At 73.2% G+C, this 20,868-nt stretch carries 20 protein-coding genes; 9 read left to right on the plus strand and 11 right to left on the minus strand.

The genetic code is table 11. From position 1 onward, the window contains the following. The first annotated feature begins 146 nt into the window (after nt 1-146). Nucleotides 147-1,154: a sphingomyelin phosphodiesterase gene (gene sph / locus ABZ135_RS06650; protein WP_356692482.1), complete on the plus strand. Its 1,008-nt coding sequence runs from the start codon at nt 147-149 to the stop codon at nt 1,152-1,154. A gap of 52 nt (nt 1,155-1,206) precedes the next feature. Here the strand turns inward: sph and ABZ135_RS06655 are convergent, their stop codons facing one another. Both ABZ135_RS06655 and ABZ135_RS06660 read right to left on the minus strand, forming a co-directional pair. Continuing rightward, nucleotides 1,207-1,692: a hypothetical protein gene (locus ABZ135_RS06655; RefSeq protein ID WP_356692484.1), complete on the minus strand. Its 486-nt coding sequence runs from the start codon at nt 1,690-1,692 to the stop codon at nt 1,207-1,209. A gap of 103 nt (nt 1,693-1,795) precedes the next feature. Beyond that, complete coding sequence (locus ABZ135_RS06660) at nt 1,796-2,278, minus strand: macro domain-containing protein (protein ID WP_356692486.1); 483 nt, start codon at nt 2,276-2,278, stop codon at nt 1,796-1,798. Nucleotides 2,279-2,355: 77 nt separating this feature from the next. Here ABZ135_RS06660 and ABZ135_RS06665 point away from each other — a divergent pair, with 77 nt between their 5' ends. Continuing rightward, complete coding sequence (locus tag ABZ135_RS06665; protein WP_356692488.1) at nt 2,356-3,135, plus strand: MerR family transcriptional regulator; 780 nt, start codon at nt 2,356-2,358, stop codon at nt 3,133-3,135. On the opposite strand, the gene ABZ135_RS06670 is transcribed toward ABZ135_RS06665, so the two are convergent. From ABZ135_RS06670 to ABZ135_RS06685, 4 genes are read right to left on the minus strand one after another with little or no spacing between them, the layout of a single operon-like run. Beyond that, on the minus strand, nt 3,119-5,296 hold the full coding sequence (locus ABZ135_RS06670) for a 3-hydroxyacyl-CoA dehydrogenase NAD-binding domain-containing protein (protein ID WP_356692489.1): 2,178 nt from the start codon (nt 5,294-5,296) through the stop codon (nt 3,119-3,121). The two genes, ABZ135_RS06665 and ABZ135_RS06670, sit on opposite strands and share 17 nt — an antisense overlap. Before the next feature lie 36 nt (nt 5,297-5,332). After that, entirely contained in the window at nt 5,333-6,547 is a 1,215-nt protein-coding gene (locus ABZ135_RS06675) for an acetyl-CoA C-acetyltransferase (RefSeq protein ID WP_356692491.1), read from the minus strand. A 24-nt stretch (nt 6,548-6,571) separates the two neighbouring features. Next, on the minus strand, nt 6,572-7,714 hold the full coding sequence (locus tag ABZ135_RS06680) for an acyl-CoA dehydrogenase family protein (RefSeq protein ID WP_356692493.1): 1,143 nt from the start codon (nt 7,712-7,714) through the stop codon (nt 6,572-6,574). Further along, a complete protein-coding gene (locus ABZ135_RS06685; RefSeq protein ID WP_356692495.1) occupies nt 7,711-8,868 on the minus strand; it encodes a CaiB/BaiF CoA-transferase family protein in 1,158 nt (385 codons plus the stop codon). The genes ABZ135_RS06680 and ABZ135_RS06685 overlap by 4 nt, the downstream gene beginning before the upstream one ends. A gap of 233 nt (nt 8,869-9,101) precedes the next feature. On the opposite strand from ABZ135_RS06685, the gene ABZ135_RS06690 reads away from it, so the two are divergent. Next, entirely contained in the window at nt 9,102-10,289 is a 1,188-nt protein-coding gene (locus tag ABZ135_RS06690) for a saccharopine dehydrogenase NADP-binding domain-containing protein (protein ID WP_356692497.1), read from the plus strand. Between the two features lie 13 nt (nt 10,290-10,302). Here ABZ135_RS06690 and ABZ135_RS06695 read toward each other — a convergent pair whose 3' ends face one another. Then, complete coding sequence (locus tag ABZ135_RS06695) at nt 10,303-10,740, minus strand: VOC family protein (RefSeq protein WP_356692499.1); 438 nt, start codon at nt 10,738-10,740, stop codon at nt 10,303-10,305. Nucleotides 10,741-10,958: 218 nt separating this feature from the next. Between ABZ135_RS06695 and ABZ135_RS06700 the strand changes: the two genes are divergently transcribed. Then, nucleotides 10,959-12,815, plus strand: coding sequence for a VWA domain-containing protein (locus tag ABZ135_RS06700; protein WP_356692500.1), 1,857 nt, complete (start codon nt 10,959-10,961; stop codon nt 12,813-12,815). 5 nt (nt 12,816-12,820) lie between these two features. Here ABZ135_RS06700 and ABZ135_RS06705 read toward each other — a convergent pair whose 3' ends face one another. Beyond that, entirely contained in the window at nt 12,821-13,522 is a 702-nt protein-coding gene (locus ABZ135_RS06705) for an endonuclease V (RefSeq protein ID WP_356692502.1), read from the minus strand. An 84-nt stretch (nt 13,523-13,606) separates the two neighbouring features. Continuing rightward, nucleotides 13,607-14,248, minus strand: coding sequence for a class I SAM-dependent methyltransferase (locus tag ABZ135_RS06710; protein WP_356692504.1), 642 nt, complete (start codon nt 14,246-14,248; stop codon nt 13,607-13,609). 167 nt (nt 14,249-14,415) lie between these two features. Between ABZ135_RS06710 and ABZ135_RS06715 the strand changes: the two genes are divergently transcribed. Beyond that, a complete protein-coding gene (locus ABZ135_RS06715; RefSeq protein ID WP_356692506.1) occupies nt 14,416-14,715 on the plus strand; it encodes a YciI family protein in 300 nt (99 codons plus the stop codon). On the opposite strand, the gene ABZ135_RS06720 is transcribed toward ABZ135_RS06715, so the two are convergent. Beyond that, nucleotides 14,712-15,836 carry an oxidoreductase gene (locus ABZ135_RS06720; RefSeq protein ID WP_356692508.1) on the minus strand — a complete coding sequence of 375 codons (1,125 nt, stop codon included), beginning with the start codon at nt 15,834-15,836 and terminating at the stop codon, nt 14,712-14,714. The genes ABZ135_RS06715 and ABZ135_RS06720 overlap by 4 nt on opposite strands. Before the next feature lie 215 nt (nt 15,837-16,051). Between ABZ135_RS06720 and ABZ135_RS06725 the strand changes: the two genes are divergently transcribed. The 3 genes from ABZ135_RS06725 to ABZ135_RS06735 all read left to right on the plus strand — a co-directional run bounded on the left by ABZ135_RS06725 (nt 16,052) and on the right by ABZ135_RS06735 (nt 19,673). Next, entirely contained in the window at nt 16,052-16,468 is a 417-nt protein-coding gene (locus ABZ135_RS06725) for an SsgA family sporulation/cell division regulator (RefSeq protein ID WP_356692510.1), read from the plus strand. Between the two features lie 314 nt (nt 16,469-16,782). After that, nucleotides 16,783-18,453, plus strand: a complete 1,671-nt coding sequence (locus tag ABZ135_RS06730) for an ABC-F family ATP-binding cassette domain-containing protein (RefSeq protein ID WP_356692512.1) — start codon at nt 16,783-16,785, stop codon at nt 18,451-18,453. A gap of 245 nt (nt 18,454-18,698) precedes the next feature. Beyond that, nucleotides 18,699-19,673, plus strand: coding sequence for an acyl-ACP desaturase (locus ABZ135_RS06735; RefSeq protein WP_356692514.1), 975 nt, complete (start codon nt 18,699-18,701; stop codon nt 19,671-19,673). A 74-nt stretch (nt 19,674-19,747) separates the two neighbouring features. Here ABZ135_RS06735 and ABZ135_RS06740 read toward each other — a convergent pair whose 3' ends face one another. Beyond that, a complete protein-coding gene (locus ABZ135_RS06740) occupies nt 19,748-19,999 on the minus strand; it encodes a WhiB family transcriptional regulator (protein WP_356692710.1) in 252 nt (83 codons plus the stop codon). A 206-nt stretch (nt 20,000-20,205) separates the two neighbouring features. On the opposite strand from ABZ135_RS06740, the gene ABZ135_RS06745 reads away from it, so the two are divergent. Then, nucleotides 20,206-20,868: a TetR/AcrR family transcriptional regulator gene (locus ABZ135_RS06745; protein WP_356692516.1), complete on the plus strand. Its 663-nt coding sequence runs from the start codon at nt 20,206-20,208 to the stop codon at nt 20,866-20,868.

Below are 20,868 nucleotides of genomic sequence, written 5' to 3' on the forward strand. Positions count from 1 at the left end.
GCAGATGCCCGGCCATCGCCGGAGAGTTGGCGCGTTTGTGCGAGCCTCGCAAGATTCGTGGCATCCAATGGCTACCGGAAGGTAACCACGGCTGATTTGATGTGCGGCGCCCGGTCCAACCCCCCACCCTTCCTTGGGAGTTCACAGTGCCGTTCGCCGCGCTCCGCCGCCTCCCCGGCGCAGCCCTCTCCGTCGCGCTCGCCGCCGCCACCCTGGCCGCGACCGCGCCCGCCGCCTCGGCCGCCGAAACGGCGACCACCGCGACCACCGCGACCCCGCGGCTGAAGGTGCTGACCTATAACGTGTTCCTTTTTTCCAAGTCGCTCTACCCGAACTGGGGCCAGGACCACCGGGCCGCCGCGATCCCGCAGACGCCCTTCTTCCAGGGCAACGACGTGGTCGTGCTCCAGGAGGCGTTCGACAACTCCTCCTCCGACGCCCTCAAGGCGAAGGCGGCCGCCCAGTACCCGCACCAGACGCCGGTCCTCGGCCGCTCGACCTCGGGCTGGGACGCCACGGGCGGCGCCTACTCGGCCACGACGCCGGAGGACGGCGGGGTGACGCTGCTCAGCAAGTGGCCGATCGTCCGCAAGGAGCAGTACGTCTACAAGGACGCCTGCGGCGCGGACTGGTACTCGAACAAGGGCTTCGTCTACGCCGTCCTCGACGTGAACGGCACCAAGGCGCACGTCGTCGGCACGCACGCCCAGTCCACCGACCCGGGCTGCTCGGCGGGCGAGGCGGCGCAGATGCGCAGCCGGCAGTTCAGGAACATCGACGCCTTCCTGGACGCCAAGAACATCCCGGCGGGCGAGCAGGTGATCGTCACGGGCGACCTGAACGTGGACTCGCGCACGCCCGAGTACGCGACCATGCTCGCCGACGCGGGCCTGGTCGGCGCGGACGCCCGGACCGGTCACCCCTACTCCTTCGACACGGAGCAGAACTCGATCGCCCGCGACCGCTACCCGGACGACCCGCGCGAGGACCTCGACTACGTCCTCTTCCGGGCCGGCCACGCCCGCCCGGCGGGCTGGACCAACCACGTGGTCCTGGAGCAGAGCGCGCCCTGGACCGTCTCGAGCTGGGGCACCCGCTACACGTACACCAACCTCTCGGACCACTACCCGGTGACGGGTTACGCCGCGGGCTGACCGCCGCGCCGCCGTGCGGTGCGGGGCTCGCGTGGAGCGAGCCCCGCACCGGCTAGTACGCGCCGCCGAAGACGCTGTACGCCCACAGGGCCACGACGCCGCCGACGCACAGCAGCACCACCCATGAGCCGATGCCGGTGTGGCGCCCCTTGCGCGGGCGGGCCGCCTTGGCCGGGCGCCCGGAGCGGACGGGGCCGGCCGAGCGGGCGGGACGGGCGGGACGGGCGCCCGCCGTGGACGGCGCCGCGTCGGCGGCGGTCTCGGCGAGCAGACGCCGGCAGACCGCGGCCAGCTCGGTGGTGCCGGCCGTCAGGTCCACCACGGCCTCCAGGCGGGCGGGCGCGGTCGTCCCGCCGTCCAGGATGCGGCCGGCGCGGACCAGCGCCTGGTCCTTGCCGCCGGTCGGCGCCAGGCTGATCCAGCGCCGCACATGCTCGCCCCGGATCACCACCCCGCCGCCGCGCTCGCGGTAGACGGTGTGCTCCCGCCACAGGACCGCGGCCAACTCCGTGGCCGTCTCCCTGAGTTGCGCCTGCATAACCCTCCCCTGTCATGCCCCCGAATTCGAACAGGCGCATGACTCTAGCGCCCGCCGTGCCCCGCCCCCGACCGGGGTACCCACCCGGGTGCCCCGCCGGCCGCTACGCCCCGACGTCGTACACCGTGACCGCTATCCCCCGCGCCGACAGGCGCTCCGCTATCAGCGGCTCGACCCGGGTCCACGTCCCGCCCGCGAGCCCGCAGCCGATCCGGGGCATGTGCACGGACGCGCCCAGCTCCACCGCCCGGTCGGCGAGCAGCCCGAGGGCCGCGTCGATCGCCTCGTACCGCACCGGCACCCCGCTGCTCCGGCCCGTGCGTATCCCGCGCTGTCCCACCAGATTGGCCACCCACACATACGGTTCCACCTGGACGAACTGGGCCGCGCCGAGCCCGAAGTCGTTCTTCGCGCGCTCGCGGTGCCAGCGGCGGTAGGCCGCCTCGGGCTCCGGCCAGCGCCGCGAGACGGCGAGGACGAAGCCTTTCCCCCAGCCGCCCAGGTCGTTGCAGACGTGCGCCACGATCTTGACGCCCTTGCCGCGCGGCGCGGTGGCGTCCCCCCGTACGTACTCGATCGCTGTCATGGCATCACCGTACGAGCCGCCACTGACAACGGCCGCACCCTTTTACATGCCTGGTGAGACAGCAATACTGTTGCACCATGGAGCAGGCGAGCGACGAGCACCAGGGCCGGGAGCCGGGCGGGGAGCGGGCTGCCGCGACGCCCACCTATACGGTCGACGAGCTGGCCGCCCGGGCCGGGGTGACCGTGCGGACGGTGCGGTTCTACGGGACGCGGGGCCTGTTGCCGCCGCCGGTGATCGGCCCGCGGCGGGTCGGGCGCTACGGGCCGGAGCACCTGTCCCGGCTCGCCCTGATCGAGGAGCTCCAGCGCCAGGGCATGACGCTCGCCGCGATCGAACGGTACCTGGAGCAGTTGCCGCCCGACCTGAGCGCCCGCGATCTGGCCGTGCACCGCGCGCTGGTGGCCTCGTGGGCGCCCGAGTCCGCCGAGGAGATCACCCGGCAGGAGCTGGAGCGGCGGGCGGGGCGGCCGCTGGCCGACCGGGACGTGGAGCGGCTGGCCGCGATGGGCGTGTTGGACAAGGGGCCCGCCCCGGACGTCTTCCGGCTGGACGGCGCGCTGCTGCGGCTCGGCGTGGAGCTGCTCGACGTGCCCATCGGCCACGAGACGATCCTGGCCTCGCGGACCGTGCTCCTGGAGCACGCCCGGGCGGCCGCGCAGGAGCTGGCCCGGCTGTTCCAGGAGCAGGTGTGGAACCCGTACCGGGAGAGCGGGGAGGACCCGGATCACCTGGCGGCGATGAAGTCGCTCTCGGCGCACATGCAGCCGATGGTGATCCAGGCCCTCGTGACGGCCTTCCAGCGGTCCCTCAGCGAGGAGCTGAGGACCGCGTTCCGGACTACTCCGCGTCCGTGAAGACCTCGCCGCGCTCGGCCTTCTCCACCAGGAGGGCGGGCGGGGTGAAGCGCTCGCCGTAGGTGGCGGCCAGCTCGCGGGCCCGCTCGACGAAGCCGGCCGGGCCCCCTTCGTACCCGTTGATGTACTGGAGCACGCCGCCGGTCCACGCGGGGAAGCCGATGCCCAGGATGGAGCCGATGTTGGCGTCGGCGACCGAGGTCAGGACGCCCTCCTCCAGGAGCCGGACGGTGTCCAGCGCCTCCGCGAAGAGCATCCGCTCCTGCATGTCGCGGAACGGCACGTCCACGTCCGGCTTGGCGAAGTGCTCGCGCAGGCCCGGCCAGAGCTTCCCGCGCCGGCCGTCCTCGCCGTACTCGTAGAACCCGGCGCCGCCGCTGCGGCCGGGGCGGCCGAACTCGTCGACCATGCGGTCGATGACCCTCTCGCCGGGGTGGGTGACCCAGGTGCCGCCGGCCGCCTCGACGGCCTTCCTCGTCTCGTTGCGGATCTTGCGGGGCAGGGTGAGGGTCAGCTCGTCCATGAGAGAGAGGACCTTCGCCGGGTAGCCGGCCTGGGCGGCGGCCTGCTCGACGGACGCGGGCTCGACGCCCTCGCCGACCATGGCGACGCCCTCGTTGATGAAGTGGCCGATCACCCGGGAGGTGAAGAAGCCGCGGGAGTCGTTGACGACGATCGGCGTCTTGTTGATCTGGCGGACCAGGTCGAAGGCGCGGGCCAGGGCCTCGTCGCCGGTGCGCTCGCCCTTGATGATCTCCACGAGCGGCATCTTGTCGACGGGCGAGAAGAAGTGCAGGCCGATGAAGTCGGTCTGCCGCTCGACGCCCTCGGCGAGGACGGTGATGGGGAGGGTGGAGGTGTTGGAGCACAGCAGCGCGTCGGGCTCGACGACGTGCTGGATCTCCTGGAACACCCGGTGCTTGAGCGCGGTGTCCTCGAAGACCGCCTCGATCACGGCGTCGCAGCCGGCGAGGTCGGCCGCCTCGGCGGTCGGCGTGATGAGGGAGAGGAGCGCGTCGGCCTTCTCCTGGGTGGTGCGGCCCTTGGCGACGGCCTTGGCGCACAGCTTCTCGGAGTACGCCTTGCCCTTGGCGGCCGCTTCGGCGGAGACGTCCTTGAGGACGACCTCGATGCCGGCGCGGGCGCAGGAGTACGCGATGCCGGCGCCCATCATGCCGGCGCCGAGGACGGCGACCTTGCGGACCGTACGGGGCTCGACGCCCTGCGGGCGGTTGGCGCCGGAGTTGACGGCCTGGAGGTCGAAGAAGAACGCCTGGATCATGTTCTTCGCGGTCTGGCCGGTGACCAGCTCGGTGAAGTAGCGGCTCTCGATGGTGAGGGCCGTCTGGAAGTCGACCTGGGAGCCCTCGACGGCCGCCGCCATGATGTTGCGCGGGGCCGGGTAGGGGGCGCCGTTGAGCTGCTTGCGCAGGTTGGCGGGGAAGGCCGGGAGGTTGGCGGCGAAGCGCGGGTTGGACGGGGTGCCGCCGGGGATCTTGTAGCCGGGGACGTCCCAGGGCTGCTGGGACTCCGGGTGGGCGTCGATGAAGGCGCGGGCCTTGGCGAGCATCTCCTCCGGGGTGGCGGCCAGCTCGTGCACGAGGCCGTTCTCCAGAGCGCGCTTCGGGTTGTACTGAGTGCCCTGGAGGAGCACCTTGAGCAGGGCGTCGGTGATGCCCATGAGGCGTACGGTGCGGGTGACGCCACCGCCGCCGGGGAGCAGGCCGAGGGTGACCTCGGGCAGGCCGATCTTGGAGCCGGGGGCGTCGAGGGCGATGCGGTGGTGGGAGGCGAGGGCGATCTCGTAGCCGCCGCCGAGCGCGGCGCCGTTGAGGGCGGCGACGACCGGCTTGCCGAGGGTCTCGATGCGGCGGAGCGCGTTCTTCATCTCCATGGCGGCGTCGAAGATCGCCCGGGCGTCCTCGGGGCCGGCCTTGATCATGTCCTTGAGGTCGCCGCCGGCGAAGAAGGTCTTCTTCGCGGAGGTGTAGATGATGCCGCGGATGGAGTCCTTCTCGGCCTCCGCGCGGTCGGCGATCGCGGCGATGGAGGCCCGGAATGCCTGGTTCATGGTGTTGGCGGACTGGTTGGGGTCGTCGAGGACGAGGGTGACGACGCCGGTCTCGTCCTGCTCCCAGCGGATGGTGGTGCTCTCGCTCATGACTGATGCTTCTCCGTAAGGGGTTCGGACGGGCGGTCAGACGCGCTCGACGATGGTGGCGATGCCCATGCCGCCGCCGACGCAGAGGGTGGCGAGGCCGTAGCGCTTGTCCTGGCGCTCCAGCTCGTCGACGAGGGTGCCGAGGATCATGGCGCCGGTGGCGCCGAGCGGGTGGCCGAGCGCGATGGCGCCGCCGTTGACGTTGACCTTGTCGAGGGAGACGCCCATGTCCTTGACGAAGCGCAGGACGACGGCGGCGAACGCCTCGTTGATCTCGATGAGGTCGATGTCGTCGATGGTGAGGCCGGCCTTGGCGAGCGCCTTGCGGGCGGCGGGGGCGGGGCCGGTGAGCATGATGGTGGGCTCGGAGCCGGAGACGGCGGCGGCGACGATCCGGGCGCGCGGGGTCAGCCCGTAGCGCTCGCCGACGGCCCGGGAGCCGATGGCGACGAGGGAGGCGCCGTCGACGATGCCGGAGGAGTTGCCGGCGTGGTGGACGTGGTCGATCTCCTCGATCCAGTGGTACTTCTGCAGCGCCACGGCGTCGAAGCCGCCGAGCTCGCCGATGTCGGCGAAGGAGGGCTTCAGCTTGGCGAGGGAGTCGGCGGTGGTGCCGGGGCGCAGGTGCTCGTCGTGGTCGAGGACGGTGAGGCCCGCGCGGTCCTTGACGGGCACGACGGAGCGGTCGAAGCGGCCGTCCTTCCAGGCCGCGGCGGCGCGCTCCTGGGAGAGGGCGGCGTACTCGTCGACGTCGCGGCGGGTGAAGCCCTCGATGGTGGCGATGAGGTCGGCGCCGATGCCCTGGGGGACGAAGTTGGTCTCGATGTTGGTCATGGGGTCGGCGAACCAGGCGCCGCCGTCGGAGGCCATCGGGACGCGGGACATGGACTCGACGCCGCCGGCGAGGACGAGGTCCTCCCAGCCGGAGCGGACCTTCATCGCGGCCATGTTGACGGCTTCGAGGCCGGAGGCGCAGAAGCGGTTCTCCTGGACTCCGGCGACGGTGTCGGGCAGTCCCGCGGCGATGGCGGCGATCCGGGCGATGTCGGAGCCCTGGTCGCCGACGGGTCCGACGACGCCGAGGACGATGTCGTCGATCGCGGCCGGGTCGAGGCCGGGGAAGCGGGAGCGGATCTCGTGGATGAGGCCGACGACGAGGTCGATCGGCTTGGTGCCGTGCAGGGCGCCGTTGGCCTTGCCGCGGCCGCGCGGGGTGCGGATCGCGTCGTAGACGTACGCTTCGGTGGTCACTGGGCAGAGCCTTTCGCGTGAGGGTCAGGCGAGCAGGGAGCGGCCGATGATCTCCTTCATGATCTCGGTCGTCCCGCCGTAGATGGTCTGGATCCGGCCGTCGGTGAAGGCCCTGGCGACCGGGAATTCGCTCATGTAGCCGTACCCGCCGTGGAGTTGCAGACAGCGGTCGGCGACCCTCTTCTGCAGTTCGGTCGACCACCACTTGGCCATGGAGGCGTGGACGGCGTCGAGCCCGCCGCTCGCGTGCTCCTCGACGCAGCGGTCGATGAAGGTGCGCGTGACGGCGCACTCGGTGGCCATCTCGGCGATCTCGAAGCGGATGTGCTGGAGCCGGGCGAGCGGCCGTCCGAACGCCTCGCGCTCCTTGACGTAGGCGGTGGTGAGCTCCAGGAGGTGTTCGGCGCCGGCGATGGCGGCGACCGCGATGGCGAGCCGCTCCTGCGCCAGGTTGGTCATCAGGTGGAGGAAGGCGCCGTCGAGCTCGCCGAGCAGGTTCTCCTTGGGGACGCGGACGTCGTGGAAGAAGAGTTCGGCGGTGTCCTGGGACTTCTGGCCGATCTTGTCGAGGTTGCGGCCGCGTTCGAAGCCTTCCATGCCGCGTTCGACGACGAGGAGGGAGAGGCCGTGGGCGCCGCCCTCGGGGGTGGTCTTCGCGACGACGATGACGAGGTCGGCGAGGATGCCGTTGGAGATGAAGGTCTTGGAGCCGTTGAGGATCCAGTGGTCGCCGTGGTCCTCGGCGCTGGTGCGGATGGCCTGGAGGTCGGAGCCGGCGCCGGGTTCGGTCATGGCGATGGCGGTGACGGTCTCCCCGCTGCAGAAGCCGGGCAGCCAGCGGCGCTTCTGCTCCTCGGTGGCGAGGGAGGTGAGGTAGGGGCCGATGATGTCGTTGTGCAGCCCGATGGCGAGGCCGGGGGTGCCGGCGCGGGTGAACTCCTCGGCGAGGACGGCGCTGTAGCGGAAGTCGGGGTTCCCGCCGCCGCCGTACTCCTCGTCGACGGCGAGGCCGAGCAGCCCCTGCCGTCCGGCGGCCCGCCAGACCTCGCGGGAGACGATGCCGTCCTTCTCCCACCGCTCGTAGTGGGGCAGCACCTCCTTGGCGAGGAAGGTGCGGACGGTCTCGCGGAATGCCTCGTGGTCGGCGGTGTAGAGCTGGCGCTTCATGCGGAGGACTCCTTGGCGGCGTCGGCGGGGTGGAGGGAGGGCACGGCCCAGTCGCGGGCGACGTCGGCGGTGTCGGCGCCGGGCAGCGCAGGGCCGGTGCGGACGGCGCCCGGGGTCGCGGAGAAGCGGGGTGCGGGCGCGGGCTGGACGAGTCCGCCGTGCTCGACGAAGGTGCCGCGGGCGGCGAGGTGCGGATGGCCGGGGGCCTCGCGCAGCGACAGGACGGGCGCCACGCAGGCGTCGGTGCCCTCGAAGACCGCGGTCCACTCGTCCCGCGTACGGCTCCGGAAGCGCTCGGCGACGGCGGCGCGCAGCTCGTCCCAGCGGGCGAGGTCGTGGCGGGCGGGGGCGGCCTCCTCGATGCCGAGGAGGCGGACGAACTCGTCGTAGAACCGCTGCTCCAGGGCGCCGACGGCCATGTAGCCGCCGTCGGAGGTGGCGTAGGTGCCGTAGAAGGGGCAGCCGCCGTCGAGCAGGTTGACCCCGCGCCGGTCCTGCCAGCCGCCGGCCGCGAGCATGCCGTGGATCATGGTGGCGAGGTGGGCGGTGCCGTCGACGATGGCGGCGTCGACGACCTGGCCCTCGCCGTGCGCGCGGGCGTGCTGGAGGGCGGCGAGGACGCCGATGACGAGATAGAGCGAGCCGCCCGCGTAGTCGCCGACCAGGTTGGCGGGGACGGTGGGCGGGCCCTCGGGGTCGGGGCCGATCATGCCGAGGGTGCCGGTGAGGGCGATGTAGCCGATGTCGTGGCCGGCGGTGTGGGCGAGCGGTCCGCTCTGGCCCCAGCCGGTCATCCGGCCGTAGACCAGCCGCGGGTTGCGGGCGAGGCAGGCGTCGGGGCCGACGCCGAGGCGTTCGGCGACGCCGGGGCGGTAGCCCTCGATCAGGACGTCGGCGCGTGCGACCAGGTCGAGCACGGTGTCCGGGCCGCCGTCGGCCTTGAGGTCGACGAGGACGGAGCGCTTGTTGCGGTTGGTGAGGTCACGGGCGGGGTCGATGCCGAGGCCGGGGCCGCCGGGCCGGTCGACGCGGACGACGTCGGCGCCGAGGTCGGCGAGCAGCATGGCGGCGAAGGGGCCGGGGCCGATGCCGGCGAGTTCGACCACGCGGACGCCGGCGAGCGGGCCGCGGGCGGGCGGGTGCGGTGTCGTCATCGGGCCCCCTGGGGGTGGGTGTGCGGTGGGTGCACGGTCGGTGTGACAGTGATGATGTAACACCGGAGATGCTAGGAACGCGTTCCACTCGGCACAAGCCCCCGGGCCGAGCAAGCGCTTGGAAAATGCGGAGGGACCCGGCCCGGTCGCGCCGGGCGGGACTTCCGCTAGAGTCCGCCGACGACATGCGCGCCCGGGGACGGTGCGGGCGAAAGCGGAGGGGCTGGGCTGGGATGAACAAGGGGGCGGCCGTGCGGCCGTACGACGTGGTTCTCTTCGGGGCGACCGGGTTCGTGGGAGAGCTCACCGCGGAGTATCTGGCCGAGCACGCCCCGGCGGGCTGCCGCTGGGCCCTCGCCGGACGCAGCCGGGACAGGCTCGCCGCCCTGCGCGACCGGCTCGCCGCGCGCCGGCCGGCCCTGGCCGGGCTGCCGCTGATCGTCGCCGACTCCACCGACCCGGCGTCGCTGCGCGAACTGGCCGCGTCGGCGCGGGTGGTGGCCAGCACCGTCGGTCCGTACGTCTGGTACGGGGAGGAGCTGGTGGCCGCCTGCGCGGAGGCCGGCACCGACTATCTGGACCTGACCGGCGAGGCCGAGTTCGTGGACCGGATGTACGTACGGTACGACGCGCGGGCCCGGGAGACGGGCGCCCGGCTGGTGCACGCCTGCGGCTTCGACTCCGTCCCGCACGATCTGGGCGTCTACTTCACCGTACGGCAGTTGCCCGAGGGCGTCCCGCTGCGGATCGACGGGTTCGTGCGGGCCGGGGCGATCTTCTCGGGCGGCACCTTCGCCTCGGCGCTGACCGCGTTCGGGCGCGGCCGGCAGATCCTGCGGGCCGCGCACGAACGGCGGCTGCACGAGCCGCGGTTGGTGACCCGGCGGGCCCGCGCACCCCTGGGCGGCCCCCGCTTCAGCCGCGAGACGGGCACCTGGGCCCTGCCGCTGCCCACCCTCGACCCGCGGGTGGTGGCGCGCTCCGCGGCGGCCCTGGAGCGCTACGGCCCGGACTTCCGCTACCGCCACTACGCCTCGGTGAAGACCCTGCCGATGGCCCTGGGCGGCACGGCGGCCGCCGGCACGGGCGTGCTCGTGGCCCAACTTTCCCTCGTACGGCGCTGGCTGATGGAGCGTTACGAGCCGGGGCAGGGCCCGAGCGCCGAACGACGGGCGCGAAGCTGGTTCTCCGTGCGGTTCGTCGGGGAGGGCGGCGGGCGCCGTGTCTTCACCGAGGTGTCCGGCGGCGATCCCGGCTACGACGAGACCGCGAAGATGCTCGCCGAGTCGGCGCTCTGCCTCGCGCTCGACGAGCTGCCGAAGACCTCGGGTCAGGTCACCACGGCGGTCGCGATGGGGGACGCGCTCCTGGAGCGGCTGCGCGCGGCGGGCCTGCGCTTCCGGGTGGCGTACTCGGGCTGAACCGCCCCCGCGCTCAGTGCCTGACCAGGCAGAACGGGTGGCCGGCCGGGTCGGCGTAGATGCGCCAGGCCCGGTCCTCGTCCTCCTCGGGGGAGTCGAGCCGCCAGGCCCCGAGCGCGAGCACCGCCTCGTGCGCGGCGTCCAGATCGGTCACCCGCACGTCGATGTGGAACTGCTGCTCGGGCGCGCCCCACACCGGCGGCCGGTGGTCGGCCACGCCCTGGAACGCGAGCACCGGCGCCCCGGAGGCCCCGTGCAGCGTGGCCCAGGACTCGCCGACCGCCCACTGGGGATCCGGCCGGTTGATCTCGCCGCCGAGCAACCGCTGGTAGAACGTGGCCAGTTCCAGGACGTCGGGGCAGTCGAGGACGACGCACTGCAGGGTGCCGATCGGCGCGGTGCGGGAACCGGGCGCGTCGGAGCGGAGGGTGTCAGGACCGGGGAACGTCATGCCGCACACTCTGCCGCCCGAGCGTCACCGCGGGGTATCCGTACAGGTACTCAGCTACTCGGCCGGTCGTCCGGATCCGTTGGGCGCCCTCGGCCGGGGCGGGCCGTGAGCCATTGTCTGCACGCACCGTCCGTGGAAAGGACGCGCGCTTCGGGGGAGACTCACCTGCCGGGCCGGCCCGACGTTCCGGCCGACCGACCCTCGTGGAGATCACCTTCATGCACCGACCACTCCGACGACGCGCGCTCGCCGCCGCTCCCCTGCTGCTGCTCGGCACACTCCTGTCACCGGCGGCGAGCGCGAGCGCCACCACTCCGCCGCCCGAGGCTGCCGAGCCCCCGCGGATCAACCTGGTGCTCGACCTGTCCGGGTCGATGAACGAGAACGACGCCGGCGGGCAGACCCGCCTCGCCGCCGCGAAGCAGGCGGTCACCCGGATCATCGAGACCGCCCCCGAACAGGCCCCGCTGGGACTGCGCGTCTACGGCGCCACGTACCCCGGGCAGGACAGGAAGCAAGGCTGCGCCGACACGCAGCAGGTCCTGCCGGTCGCCCCGATGGACCGGGCGGCGCGCGCCGACGCCACGCGGCGGGTGGCGGGGTTCAAGGCGGTCGGGTTCACACCGATCGGCGTCTCGCTCAGGGAAGCCGCCGAGGACCTCGGCACCGGCGGCAAGCGCCGCATCGTCCTGGTCTCGGACGGGGACGACACCTGTGCGCCGCCGCCCCCGTGCGAGGTGGCCCGCGAGCTCAAGGCCCAGGGCGTCGACCTCGCCGTGGACGTGGTCGGGTTCCGGACGCCCTCCTCGGCCCGGGCACAGCTCAAGTGCATCGCCGACGTGACCGACGGGTCGTACGCGGATGCCGACGACGCGGACTCGCTGACCGACAACCTGGGCACCCTGTTCCGCACGGCGTGGCGGACCTACCACGCCACCGGGAAGCCGGTCGCGGGCTCCCCCGACGGCTGCCGGAACGCTCCGCTGGTCACGCCCGGCCAGTACCTGGACAGGTTCACCGGCGGGCGCGACCTCTACTACAAGGTCAGGAAGCGGCCGGACCAGCGGCTCCAGGTGAGCGCCACCGCCGTCGCCGAGGAGGGCTACTCGCGCGGTTCCATCATCGCCGTCTCCGCCGGGCCGCTGGGCGACGGCAAACCCTCCGCCTGGCTGCGGGAGTTCACCCAGTCGATGGGCTGGGCGAACGTCATCTCCACCGGAGGCCGCAGCGGGCCCGGAGCGGGCGGCGAGACGCCCGCGCCCGGCGACCTCGGCTGCATCGTGGTCGAGAACCAGGTGACCCGGCCCGGCGACAAGCCGATGCCCGTCGAGCTGCTCGTCGGCATCGCCGACCGGACGACCCGGCAGGCCGGCGCACGGACCCCGGAGCCCCGCACCGGGGCGGACGCCGAGGGCGGCTTCTCCTTCAACAGCGCCACCCCGATCGGACCGGGCACCCACCGCCAGTCCCTCGCCGTCGGTGAGGCCCCCTTCTGGCGGGTGGAGTTGCAGGCCGGCCAGCGGCTGACGGTCAGGGCGGGCGTGGAGATCCCGGCCGACTTCCCCCGGTCCGCCACCAGCGGGTGGGCCGTCACCGTCTACAACGCCCAGCGCGAGTCGACGCTGTGCAACGAGGACCACCGCGTGACCGAGCTCCTGTCCGGCAGGACCGGGCACGTCGAGCGGGTCTGCGGGCCCTGGGACATCACCGAGCAGGACGACACGAAGAGCCCCGACTCCCGCGGGTACGACGTCCCCGGCACGTACTACATCCAGGCGCAGGTCGCCGAGCCGCACGACGAGGCGAAGGGCCTCGTCGTCCCGATCACGCTGACCGTGGACGTCTCCGGCACCCCGCGTCCCTCCGCGAACAGCCCCGTGTTCTTCTTCGGCGACACCGGCGGCCACGCCGCCCCGGGCCCCTCGCCGTCCTCCGGGAAGGGCGGCGCGACGGTTGCCGCGAAGGACGAGGACACCTCGGGGAACGGGCTCGTGGTGGGGCTGGGTGTCGGGGCCGGGGTCCTTCTGGTCGGCGGCATCGCCTTCGTCGTCCTCCGGCGCCGCCGGGCGGCCTGACGCCGTCAGCCGGTCCCGGCGCCCAGGGCCTCCTGGAGGGCCCGGCGGCACAGCGCGTCGGCGTGGCGGGTGGTCTCGGGCAGGCGGTAGCGCGGGGTGAGGTGCAGCGTGTGGGCGCAGGCCCGCTCCAGCGAGACCCGGTGGCCGACCGAGACGAAGACCGGCTTCACGCCGGCGCGGGTGCGCAGGGCCCGGCCGACGGTCTCGCCCTCGGCGACGAGGTCGCCGAACGCGCCCCGGTCCTCGGCCGGTTGCGCGTAGGTGAAGGTGAAGGGGTTCTTGGCGACGCCGATCGAGGGCTTCCCCGTGAGCACGCCGAGGTGCGCGGCCAGGCCGAAGCGGCGGGGGTGGGCGAGCCCGTAACCGTCGCAGACCAGGAGCCCGGGGTCGGCGGTGAGGCGGTCGAGGGCGGCGAGCACGGTGGGGACCTCGCGGAAGGCCAGGAGCCCCGGCACGTACGGGAAGGACACCCGCCCGACGGCGGTCGCCTCCTCCACGACGTCGAGCGTCCGCCCGTCGAGCACGACGGCCGCCGCCGCGACGAGGTCCCGCTCGTCGTCGTACGCCACGTCGACCCCGGTGACGTTCCCCTCGCCGACCGCCGGCCCCTCCTCGGCCCGTACGAGCCGTCCCCGCAACTCCTCCTGCACGGCCAGGGCGGCCGCCTCGTCGGCGGGCCAGCCGTCGGGAATCTCGATGATCGTCATGCCGGCGACCCTACGCGGCGGGGCGGCGGGGACGCAGGGGCGCAGGGCCACGGGGCACGGGCAGGCGGGGCCGCGAGGCCGTGGTCAGTGCGTCGCGCGCATCAGCAGACGGCCCCGGCGGAACCGCTCCCCCTCGCCGGGCTCCCGCAGCATCCGGCCGATCTCGGTGAAGCCGGCGTCGGCGGCCAGTGCCGCGAGGTCGTCGACGGGCCAGCGGTAGGCCGTCGCGACCTTGTGGTCGAAGGCCGTGACGGGGTCGCCTTCCGACTCGAAGAAGGCGAGCAGCAGGGCCCCGCCGGGCGCGAGGACCCGACGGAACTCGGCGAAGTAGCCGGGCAGGCCCTCCGGCGGGGTGTGGATGACCGAGTACCAGGACACCACGCCGCCGAGCCGCCCGTCGGGCAGGTCGAGGGCGTCCATGGACCCGACCTCGAACCGCAGGTCCGGGTACGTCTCGCGGGCGAGGCCGATCATCACGGGCGACAGGTCCACCCCGGAGACGTCGAGGCCCAGGTCCCGCAGATGCGCCGTGACCCGGCCCGGCCCGCACCCCACCTCGACGACGGCCGCGCCGCCGTCCCCCCGCACGGTCTCGGCGAAGGCGGCGAGCACCGCGCGGTCCAGGGGCAGGGATTCGAGGTCGGGGCGCGGCAGTGCGGAGTAGAGCGCGGAGACGGCGTCGTAGGCGTCGGCCGTCGCACGGTGCAGCGAGGAGAGTTCGGTCACGGGCGTGGAGGGTAGACGGGACGCGGCCTCCCGCGCACCCCGCACCCCCTCCCCGAGGGGACCCGCGATCCGACCCGCGCGGGACCCGCGACGCGGTGGAGCGGTGGAGTCGTGCTGCGCCACCCGCGCCCGGTCGGCGCGGAAGGGCGCCGGGTAGCCTGGCGATCATGTTCGTACTGGAGCTGACCTACACCGCGCCCGTCGAGCGCGTCGACGCGCTGATCCCCGCCCATGTCGAGTGGCTGGACGCGCAGTACGCCGCCGGGGTGTTCCTGGCGTCCGGGCGGAAGAATCCGCGGGACGGCGGGGTGATCCTGGCCGGCGGGGTCGGTCGCGAGGAGATCGAGAAGATCGTGGCGACCGACCCGTTCACCGTCGAAGGGGTCTGCGCGTACCGGATCGTCGAGTTCTACGCCACCAAGACGGTGGAGGGACTCGCTCCGTACCGCGACGAGCTGCCCGCCTAGCCCACGGCCCGGGGTCGGGCCTCCGCCCGCGCGATGCGGCCCTTCTCGCCCGAGGCCCAGCAGGCGCCGTCGCGGGTGCAGTCGACCGTGTCGTACGAGCCGGTGTCGACGGTGCGCCAGGTGCGGCCGCCGTCGGTGGTCAGGTCCGTGCCGGTGGGGCCGACGGCGAGGGCGGCGGAGCGGGAGTGCGGAAGCCAGGCGACGCCCGAGCGGTAGGCGGGCGGCGGGGTGGTGGACGCGGTCCAGGCGCGGCCGGCGTCGTCGGTGACGGCGGCGGCGCGCGGCGAGGGCTGGTCCTTGCGGTAGTCGCCGCCGACCGCGATGCCGTGCCGGCGGTCGCGGAAGGCGAGCCCGAAGACGCCCTTGGCGCCCTCCCCCGCCGGGATCGTGGTCGCGGTGGCGCGCCAGGTCAGTCCGCGGTCGGCGGAGTGCAGCACCCGGCCGGTCGCCCCGCCGCCGGTCGCGAGCCACACGTCCTCGGGACCGGACGACACCAGGCACTGGCCGCTCGCCGCGAATCCGGCCTCGCCGGGCAGGGCCTCCGGCATTCCGTCGCTCGGCAGGACGTGCCAGGAGCGGCCGCCGTCGCGGGTGGACAGAATGCGGTATCTGCCGTCCACCGGGTCGCTCATCGCGAGGCCGTGCCGGTGGTCGAAGAAGGTCATGCAGTCGTAGAAGGCGCGCGGGTCGGGGTTGCGGAAGGACTCCGTCCAGGTCGTCCCGCCGTCCTCGGTGCGGAAGATCCGGGACGCCTCGCCCTCACCGATGGCGAGGACCACGGCCCGGCGGGCGTCGAACGCCTCCACGTCGCGGAACTCCAGCTCCCCGGCCCCCGGCGGAGAGACGTTTCGCCAGGCGGCTCCGCCGTCGGTGGTGAGCAGCACCGTGCCCCGGGAACCGGCGGCCCACGCGACGGACCGGCTCACGGCGGCGAGGCCGCGGAAGCGGGCGTCCGTCCCGGTCGGGGTGAGCCGCCAGCCCACACCGGCGGTCTCCGCCTCGGGCGCGGTCCGCGCCAGGGCCGGGGCCGGGGCCGTCAGGGCCGCGGCGAGCGCCGCCCCGGCCAGTCCCGCCGCCAGTCCCCCACGCGTCTTTCGTCTCGTCTTCCCCATGGACGTCATGGCGCCGGAAGCTAGCCCACCGCGGAGATCCCGTCCAGAGTGCCTCCGGTCCCGTCCGGGGTCCCTCCGGCCGGCGCTGCCGTGCGGCGACCGGGCCGCAGGAGCGGTGACGCAGCTCACGTGCCCCTCCAGTGCACGTCATGGCTCCTCCGCTCGTCTCTCCTGGTGTCAGGGAGATGCCAGGAGAACGTAGCCGCGCGACAGGAGGCTGGCCCATGTCCACCGTCATCGAGCAGGCCGTGCAGGCCCGGCTGGTCGCGTCCGCGCCCCGGACGGAGTCGGTGGCCGCCACCCTGCGGTACGACCGCGAGGACCCGTACGCCGTGAGCATGGCCTTCCCGCCGCCCGCCACCCTGGAGGGCGTCGAGGTGTCGTGGGCGTTCGCGCGCGAGCTGCTCGTCGAGGGCGTGGACGGACCGGCGGGGGTCGGGGACGTGCGGCTGCGCCCGTACGGCTACGACCGCACGGTGGTGGAGTTCCACGCCCCCGAGGGCGTGGCCGTGGTGCACGTCCGCACGGACGAGCTGCGCACCTTCCTGGAGCGCTCGCAGCACCTGGTGCCGCGGGGCCGCGAGCACCAGTACCTGGACTGGGACCGGGATCTGGCGCACCTCCTGGAGGAGCACCCCTGAAGGTCCTGGGGGAGCGCCCTCGCTCTCCCGGAGGAGCACCTTCAAGAGGAGCACCTTTAATTCGTTTGCGGCCCTCCGCCTCCCGGTCCTAACGTTTCGTCCTGGCCCTGTTGTCGCCCGATCGGAGAAGGCCGTTGCTCGTCTGAGGTTCGAGACACCGTGCCGCGCGTGCCGTCCGCCGCGTGTGCCGTACTCGACCTCGGCGTACGAGCCGCCTGCCGTTCCGGTCCCTCTCCGGCCCCTTCGGCTTCCCGCCCGCGCCCGGTGTCTCACACGCGATGCCCACGCCCACGTCGCGCACTCGGGAGGCCCTCATGTCTACGCGCCCCACCTTCATCACCTGCACGTCCCTGTCCTTCTCCTGGCCCGACGGGACCGGAGTCCTCGACGACTTCCGGCTGGCCGTCGGCCCCGGCCGGACCGGTCTCGTCGGTCTCAACGGGGCGGGGAAGTCCACCCTGCTCAAGCTGATCGCCGGTGAGCTGACCCCGACCGAAGGCACGGTCAGGGTCGCCGGCGAGGTCGGCTATCTGCCGCAGAACCTCGTGCTGCGCACCGATCTGCGCGTCGACCGGGTGCTCGGCATCGACCGGACCCGGGCCGCGCTGCACGCCATCGAGGCGGGCGACACGGCGGAGGAGCACTTCACGGCCGTCGGTGACGACTGGGACGTGGAGGAGCGGGCCCGGGCGGTGCTCGACCAGCTCGGGCTGGGGCACATCGGGCTCGACCGCACGATCGGCGAGGTCTCGGGCGGCGAGTCGGTGCTGCTGCGGCTCGCGGCGCTGCTGCTGGCCCGGCCCGACGTGCTGCTGCTCGACGAGCCGACGAACAATCTCGACCTGTACGCCCGGCACCGGCTCTACGAGGCGGTGGACGCCTGGTCGGGGGTGCTGGTCGTGGTCAGCCACGACCGGGAACTCCTGGAGCGGGTGGACCAGATCGCCGATCTGCGGGACGGCGAGGTCGCCTGGTACGGCGGCACCTGGTCGGACTATCAGGAGGCGCTGGCGGTCGAGCAGGAGGCGGCCGAGCGGATGGTGCGGGTCGCCGAGGCCGACGTCCAGCGGCAGCGGCGCGAACTGGCGGACGCCGAGACCAAGTTGGCCCGTCGCAAGCGCTACGGGCAGAAGAGCTACGAGAACAAGGTCGTGCCGAAGATCGTCGCCAACAACCGCAAGGCCGCCGCCCAGGTGTCCTCGGCCAAGCATCGCGCGCTGCACACCGAGCGGCTCGCGGAGGCGCGCTCGCGTCTCGACGCGGCGGTGGAGATGGTGCGGGACGACGACGAGATCCGCATCGAGCTGCCGCGCACCGTCGTCCACCCGGGCCGGGGCGTGCTGCTGCTGCGCGACCTGGAGCTGCCGTACGGGGCCCGGGTGGCCGGGGAGTTCGAGCTGCGGGGGCCGGAGCGGGTCGCGCTGCTCGGCCGGAACGGCGCCGGGAAGACGACGCTGCTGCGGACGATCGCGGGTGAGCTCGCCCCGGTCGCGGGCGAGGTGGCGGTGCGGGTCCCGCTGCGCTTCCTGCCGCAGCGGCTCGACGTCCTGGACGACGGGCTGACCGTGGTGCAGAACGTGGCCCGGTTCGCTCCGGCGGCGACGCCCAACGAGATCCGGGCACGGCTGGCCCGCTTCCTGTTCCGGGGCGCTCGGGCGGACCGGCCGGCGGGGACGCTGTCGGGCGGCGAGAGGTTCCGCGCGACGCTGGCGGCGCTCCTCCTGGCCGAACCGGCGCCGCGGTTGCTGATGCTCGACGAGCCGACCAACAACCTGGACGCGGCGTCGGTACGGAGCCTGACGGCCGCGCTCGACGCGTACGAGGGCGCGCTCGTCGTGGCGAGCCACGACGTGCCGTTCCTGGAGTCGCTGGGGATCACCCGCTGGCTGCTGCTCGACGGTGAGCTGCGGCCGACGACCGCCGAGGCCGTGCGGGCGGGTCTCGGCGCGGGGGCGCCGGGAGCGGGGGCGGTGCCGGTGGAGTGACGCCCGGAGGGGTGTGCGTCTGCCGTGTGTAGCCGCCGGGTCACGCGGGGAGGGGTGAACGGGGTGCCCCATCCGCGTGACCTGGATCTCTCCGCACCGCACGGGAGCTGGGGGCATAACGGAACGTAACCGGACATCGCCGAGACGGGCTTGGCCGTCCCCTTACGACGCCTTAACCTACGGTCTCGTAACCTACGAATCCGTAGGTAGTTCCGTATGCCCTCCCCCGTCCCCCTGGAGTTTCTGTGACGCTCACCCCTTCCCATCTCGGCAGTTCGGCGCAGTGGACCGACGCACGGCTGCTGTACGCCTTGGAGGAAGTGGTCGAGAAGGAGCTCAACCGGCATCTGAAGGTCACCAAGGACTGGATGCCGCACGAGTACGTGCCGTGGTCGGACGGCCGGAACTTCCCCGGTTTCTTCGAGGACGGCGAGGCATGGGACCGCTCGCAGTCCAAGGTCACCGACGTCGGCCGGATCGCGCTCGTGGTCAACCTGCTCACCGAGGACAACCTCCCGAGCTACCACCACGAGATCGCCACGCTCTTCGGCCGCGACGGCGCCTGGGGCACCTGGGTGCACCGCTGGACGGCGGAGGAGGGCCGGCACGGGATCGTGATGCGCGACTACCTGCTGGCCTCGCGGGCGGTCGACCCGGACGAGCTCGAGCGCTTCCGCATGGCCCACATGAGCGAGGGCTTCGAGTCCGACAACCGGCACTCGATGCTGCACTCGATCGCGTACGTGGCCTTCCAGGAGCTCGCCACCCGCATCTCGCACCGCAACACCGGCCACCAGTCCGGCGACCCGGTCTGCGACCGCATGCTCGCCCGCATCGCGCTGGACGAGAACCTGCACATGGTCTTCTACCGCAACCTGCTGGGCGCGGCCTTCGAGCTCGCCCCCGACCTCACGATGCAGGCCGTGCGGGACGTGGTCGTCAACTTCCGTATGCCCGGTCACGGCATGCCCGGTTTCGAGCGCGCGGCGGCCCAGATGGCGATCGGCGAGATCTACAACCTGCGCATCCACCACGACGACGTGATCCAGCCGGTGCTGCGTTTCCTGAAGGTGCTGCAGATCGACGGCCTCGGCCCCGAGGGCCTGAAGGCCCAGGAGGAGCTGGGTCTGTATCTGGACGGGCTGGACGGCGAGGCGAGCAAGTTCGACGAGCGGCTCGCGGCGCGCAAGGCGCGGATGGCGGCCCGGGCGGCCGGCTGACGGACGCGCTGGGCCCGCGAGGCACGTGCGGTACCCCGTGCGGCGGGATACGGCGGCCCGTGCGGCGGGCGCGTTCAGCCGCGGCGCCGCTTCAGCTTGATCCGCTCCTTCTCCGAGAGCCCGCCCCACACCCCGAAGCGCTCGTCGTGCTTCAGCGCGTACTCCAGGCACGCGACGCGTCCCTCGCACGCCCCGCAGAGCAGCTTCGCCTCGCGGGTCGAGGAGCCGGGCGCCGGGAAGAAGAACTCCGGTCCGGCCTGCGCGCACAGCGCGTCCTGCTGCCAGGAGAGGTCGGGAGCCAGGTCGGAGGCCAGGCCGGGAGCCATGAGGGTCTGCGGGGCGGAGGGCATCGTGTCGGTCTGCATGGAACCAGACTGACCAGGTGGCCTAAACGCGGCATCAACGTCTGCTCAACGCGGCGCGCCGGGGACCGACTCGCCTGTTCCGGCCGGCGCGCACCCCGGCGGCCCCCGCACGGCGGCCGCCCGCACGGTGACTGTCCGCACGGTCGTGCGGACAGTACGATGGCGGCATGAGCGGCAGCACCAGAACGGACGGGCGCGTCGAGCGCGGCAACCAGACCCGGCGACTCGTCCTGGGCCGCACGATGCACATCGCCTCCGTGGAGGGCCTCGAAGGGCTGTCGCTGGGGCGGATCGCCACCGAGCTCAAGCTGAGCAAGAGCGGCGTCTTCGCCCTGTTCGGCTCCAAGGAGGAGCTCCAGCTCGCCACCGTACGGGCCGCCACCGCCGTCTTCGTCGGCCAGGTCGTCACCCCGCTGGCCGACCTGCCGCCCGGCCCGGGCCGGGTGTGGGCGCTGTGCCGGAACTGGCTCGCGTACTCGTCGCAGCGGATCTTCGAGGGCGGCTGCTTCTTCTACGCGGTGTCGGCGGAGTTCGACGCCCGCACGGGCCCGGTCCACGACGCCGTCGCGCAGGCCCGCCGCGACTGGGTCGCCTACGTGGAGCGGACGATCGAGGAGGCCCGGCTGGCCGGAGGCTTCGTCGAGGACGTCGACGCCCCGCAGCTCGCCTTCGAGATCATCGCCCTCATGGAGTCGGCCAACGCCCAGTCCGTCCTTCTCGGGGACCCCTCCCCGTACGCCCGGGCCGAGCGCGGGATCGCGCGGCTGCTGCGGGCGGAGACGACGGACCGGGGGCGCGAGGAGATCGACGCCCCGGCCGCCGGGCGGTAG

The organism is Streptomyces sp. NPDC006339 (assembly GCF_040612775.1).
In the GTDB taxonomy this organism is placed as follows: domain Bacteria; phylum Actinomycetota; class Actinomycetes; order Streptomycetales; family Streptomycetaceae; genus Streptomyces.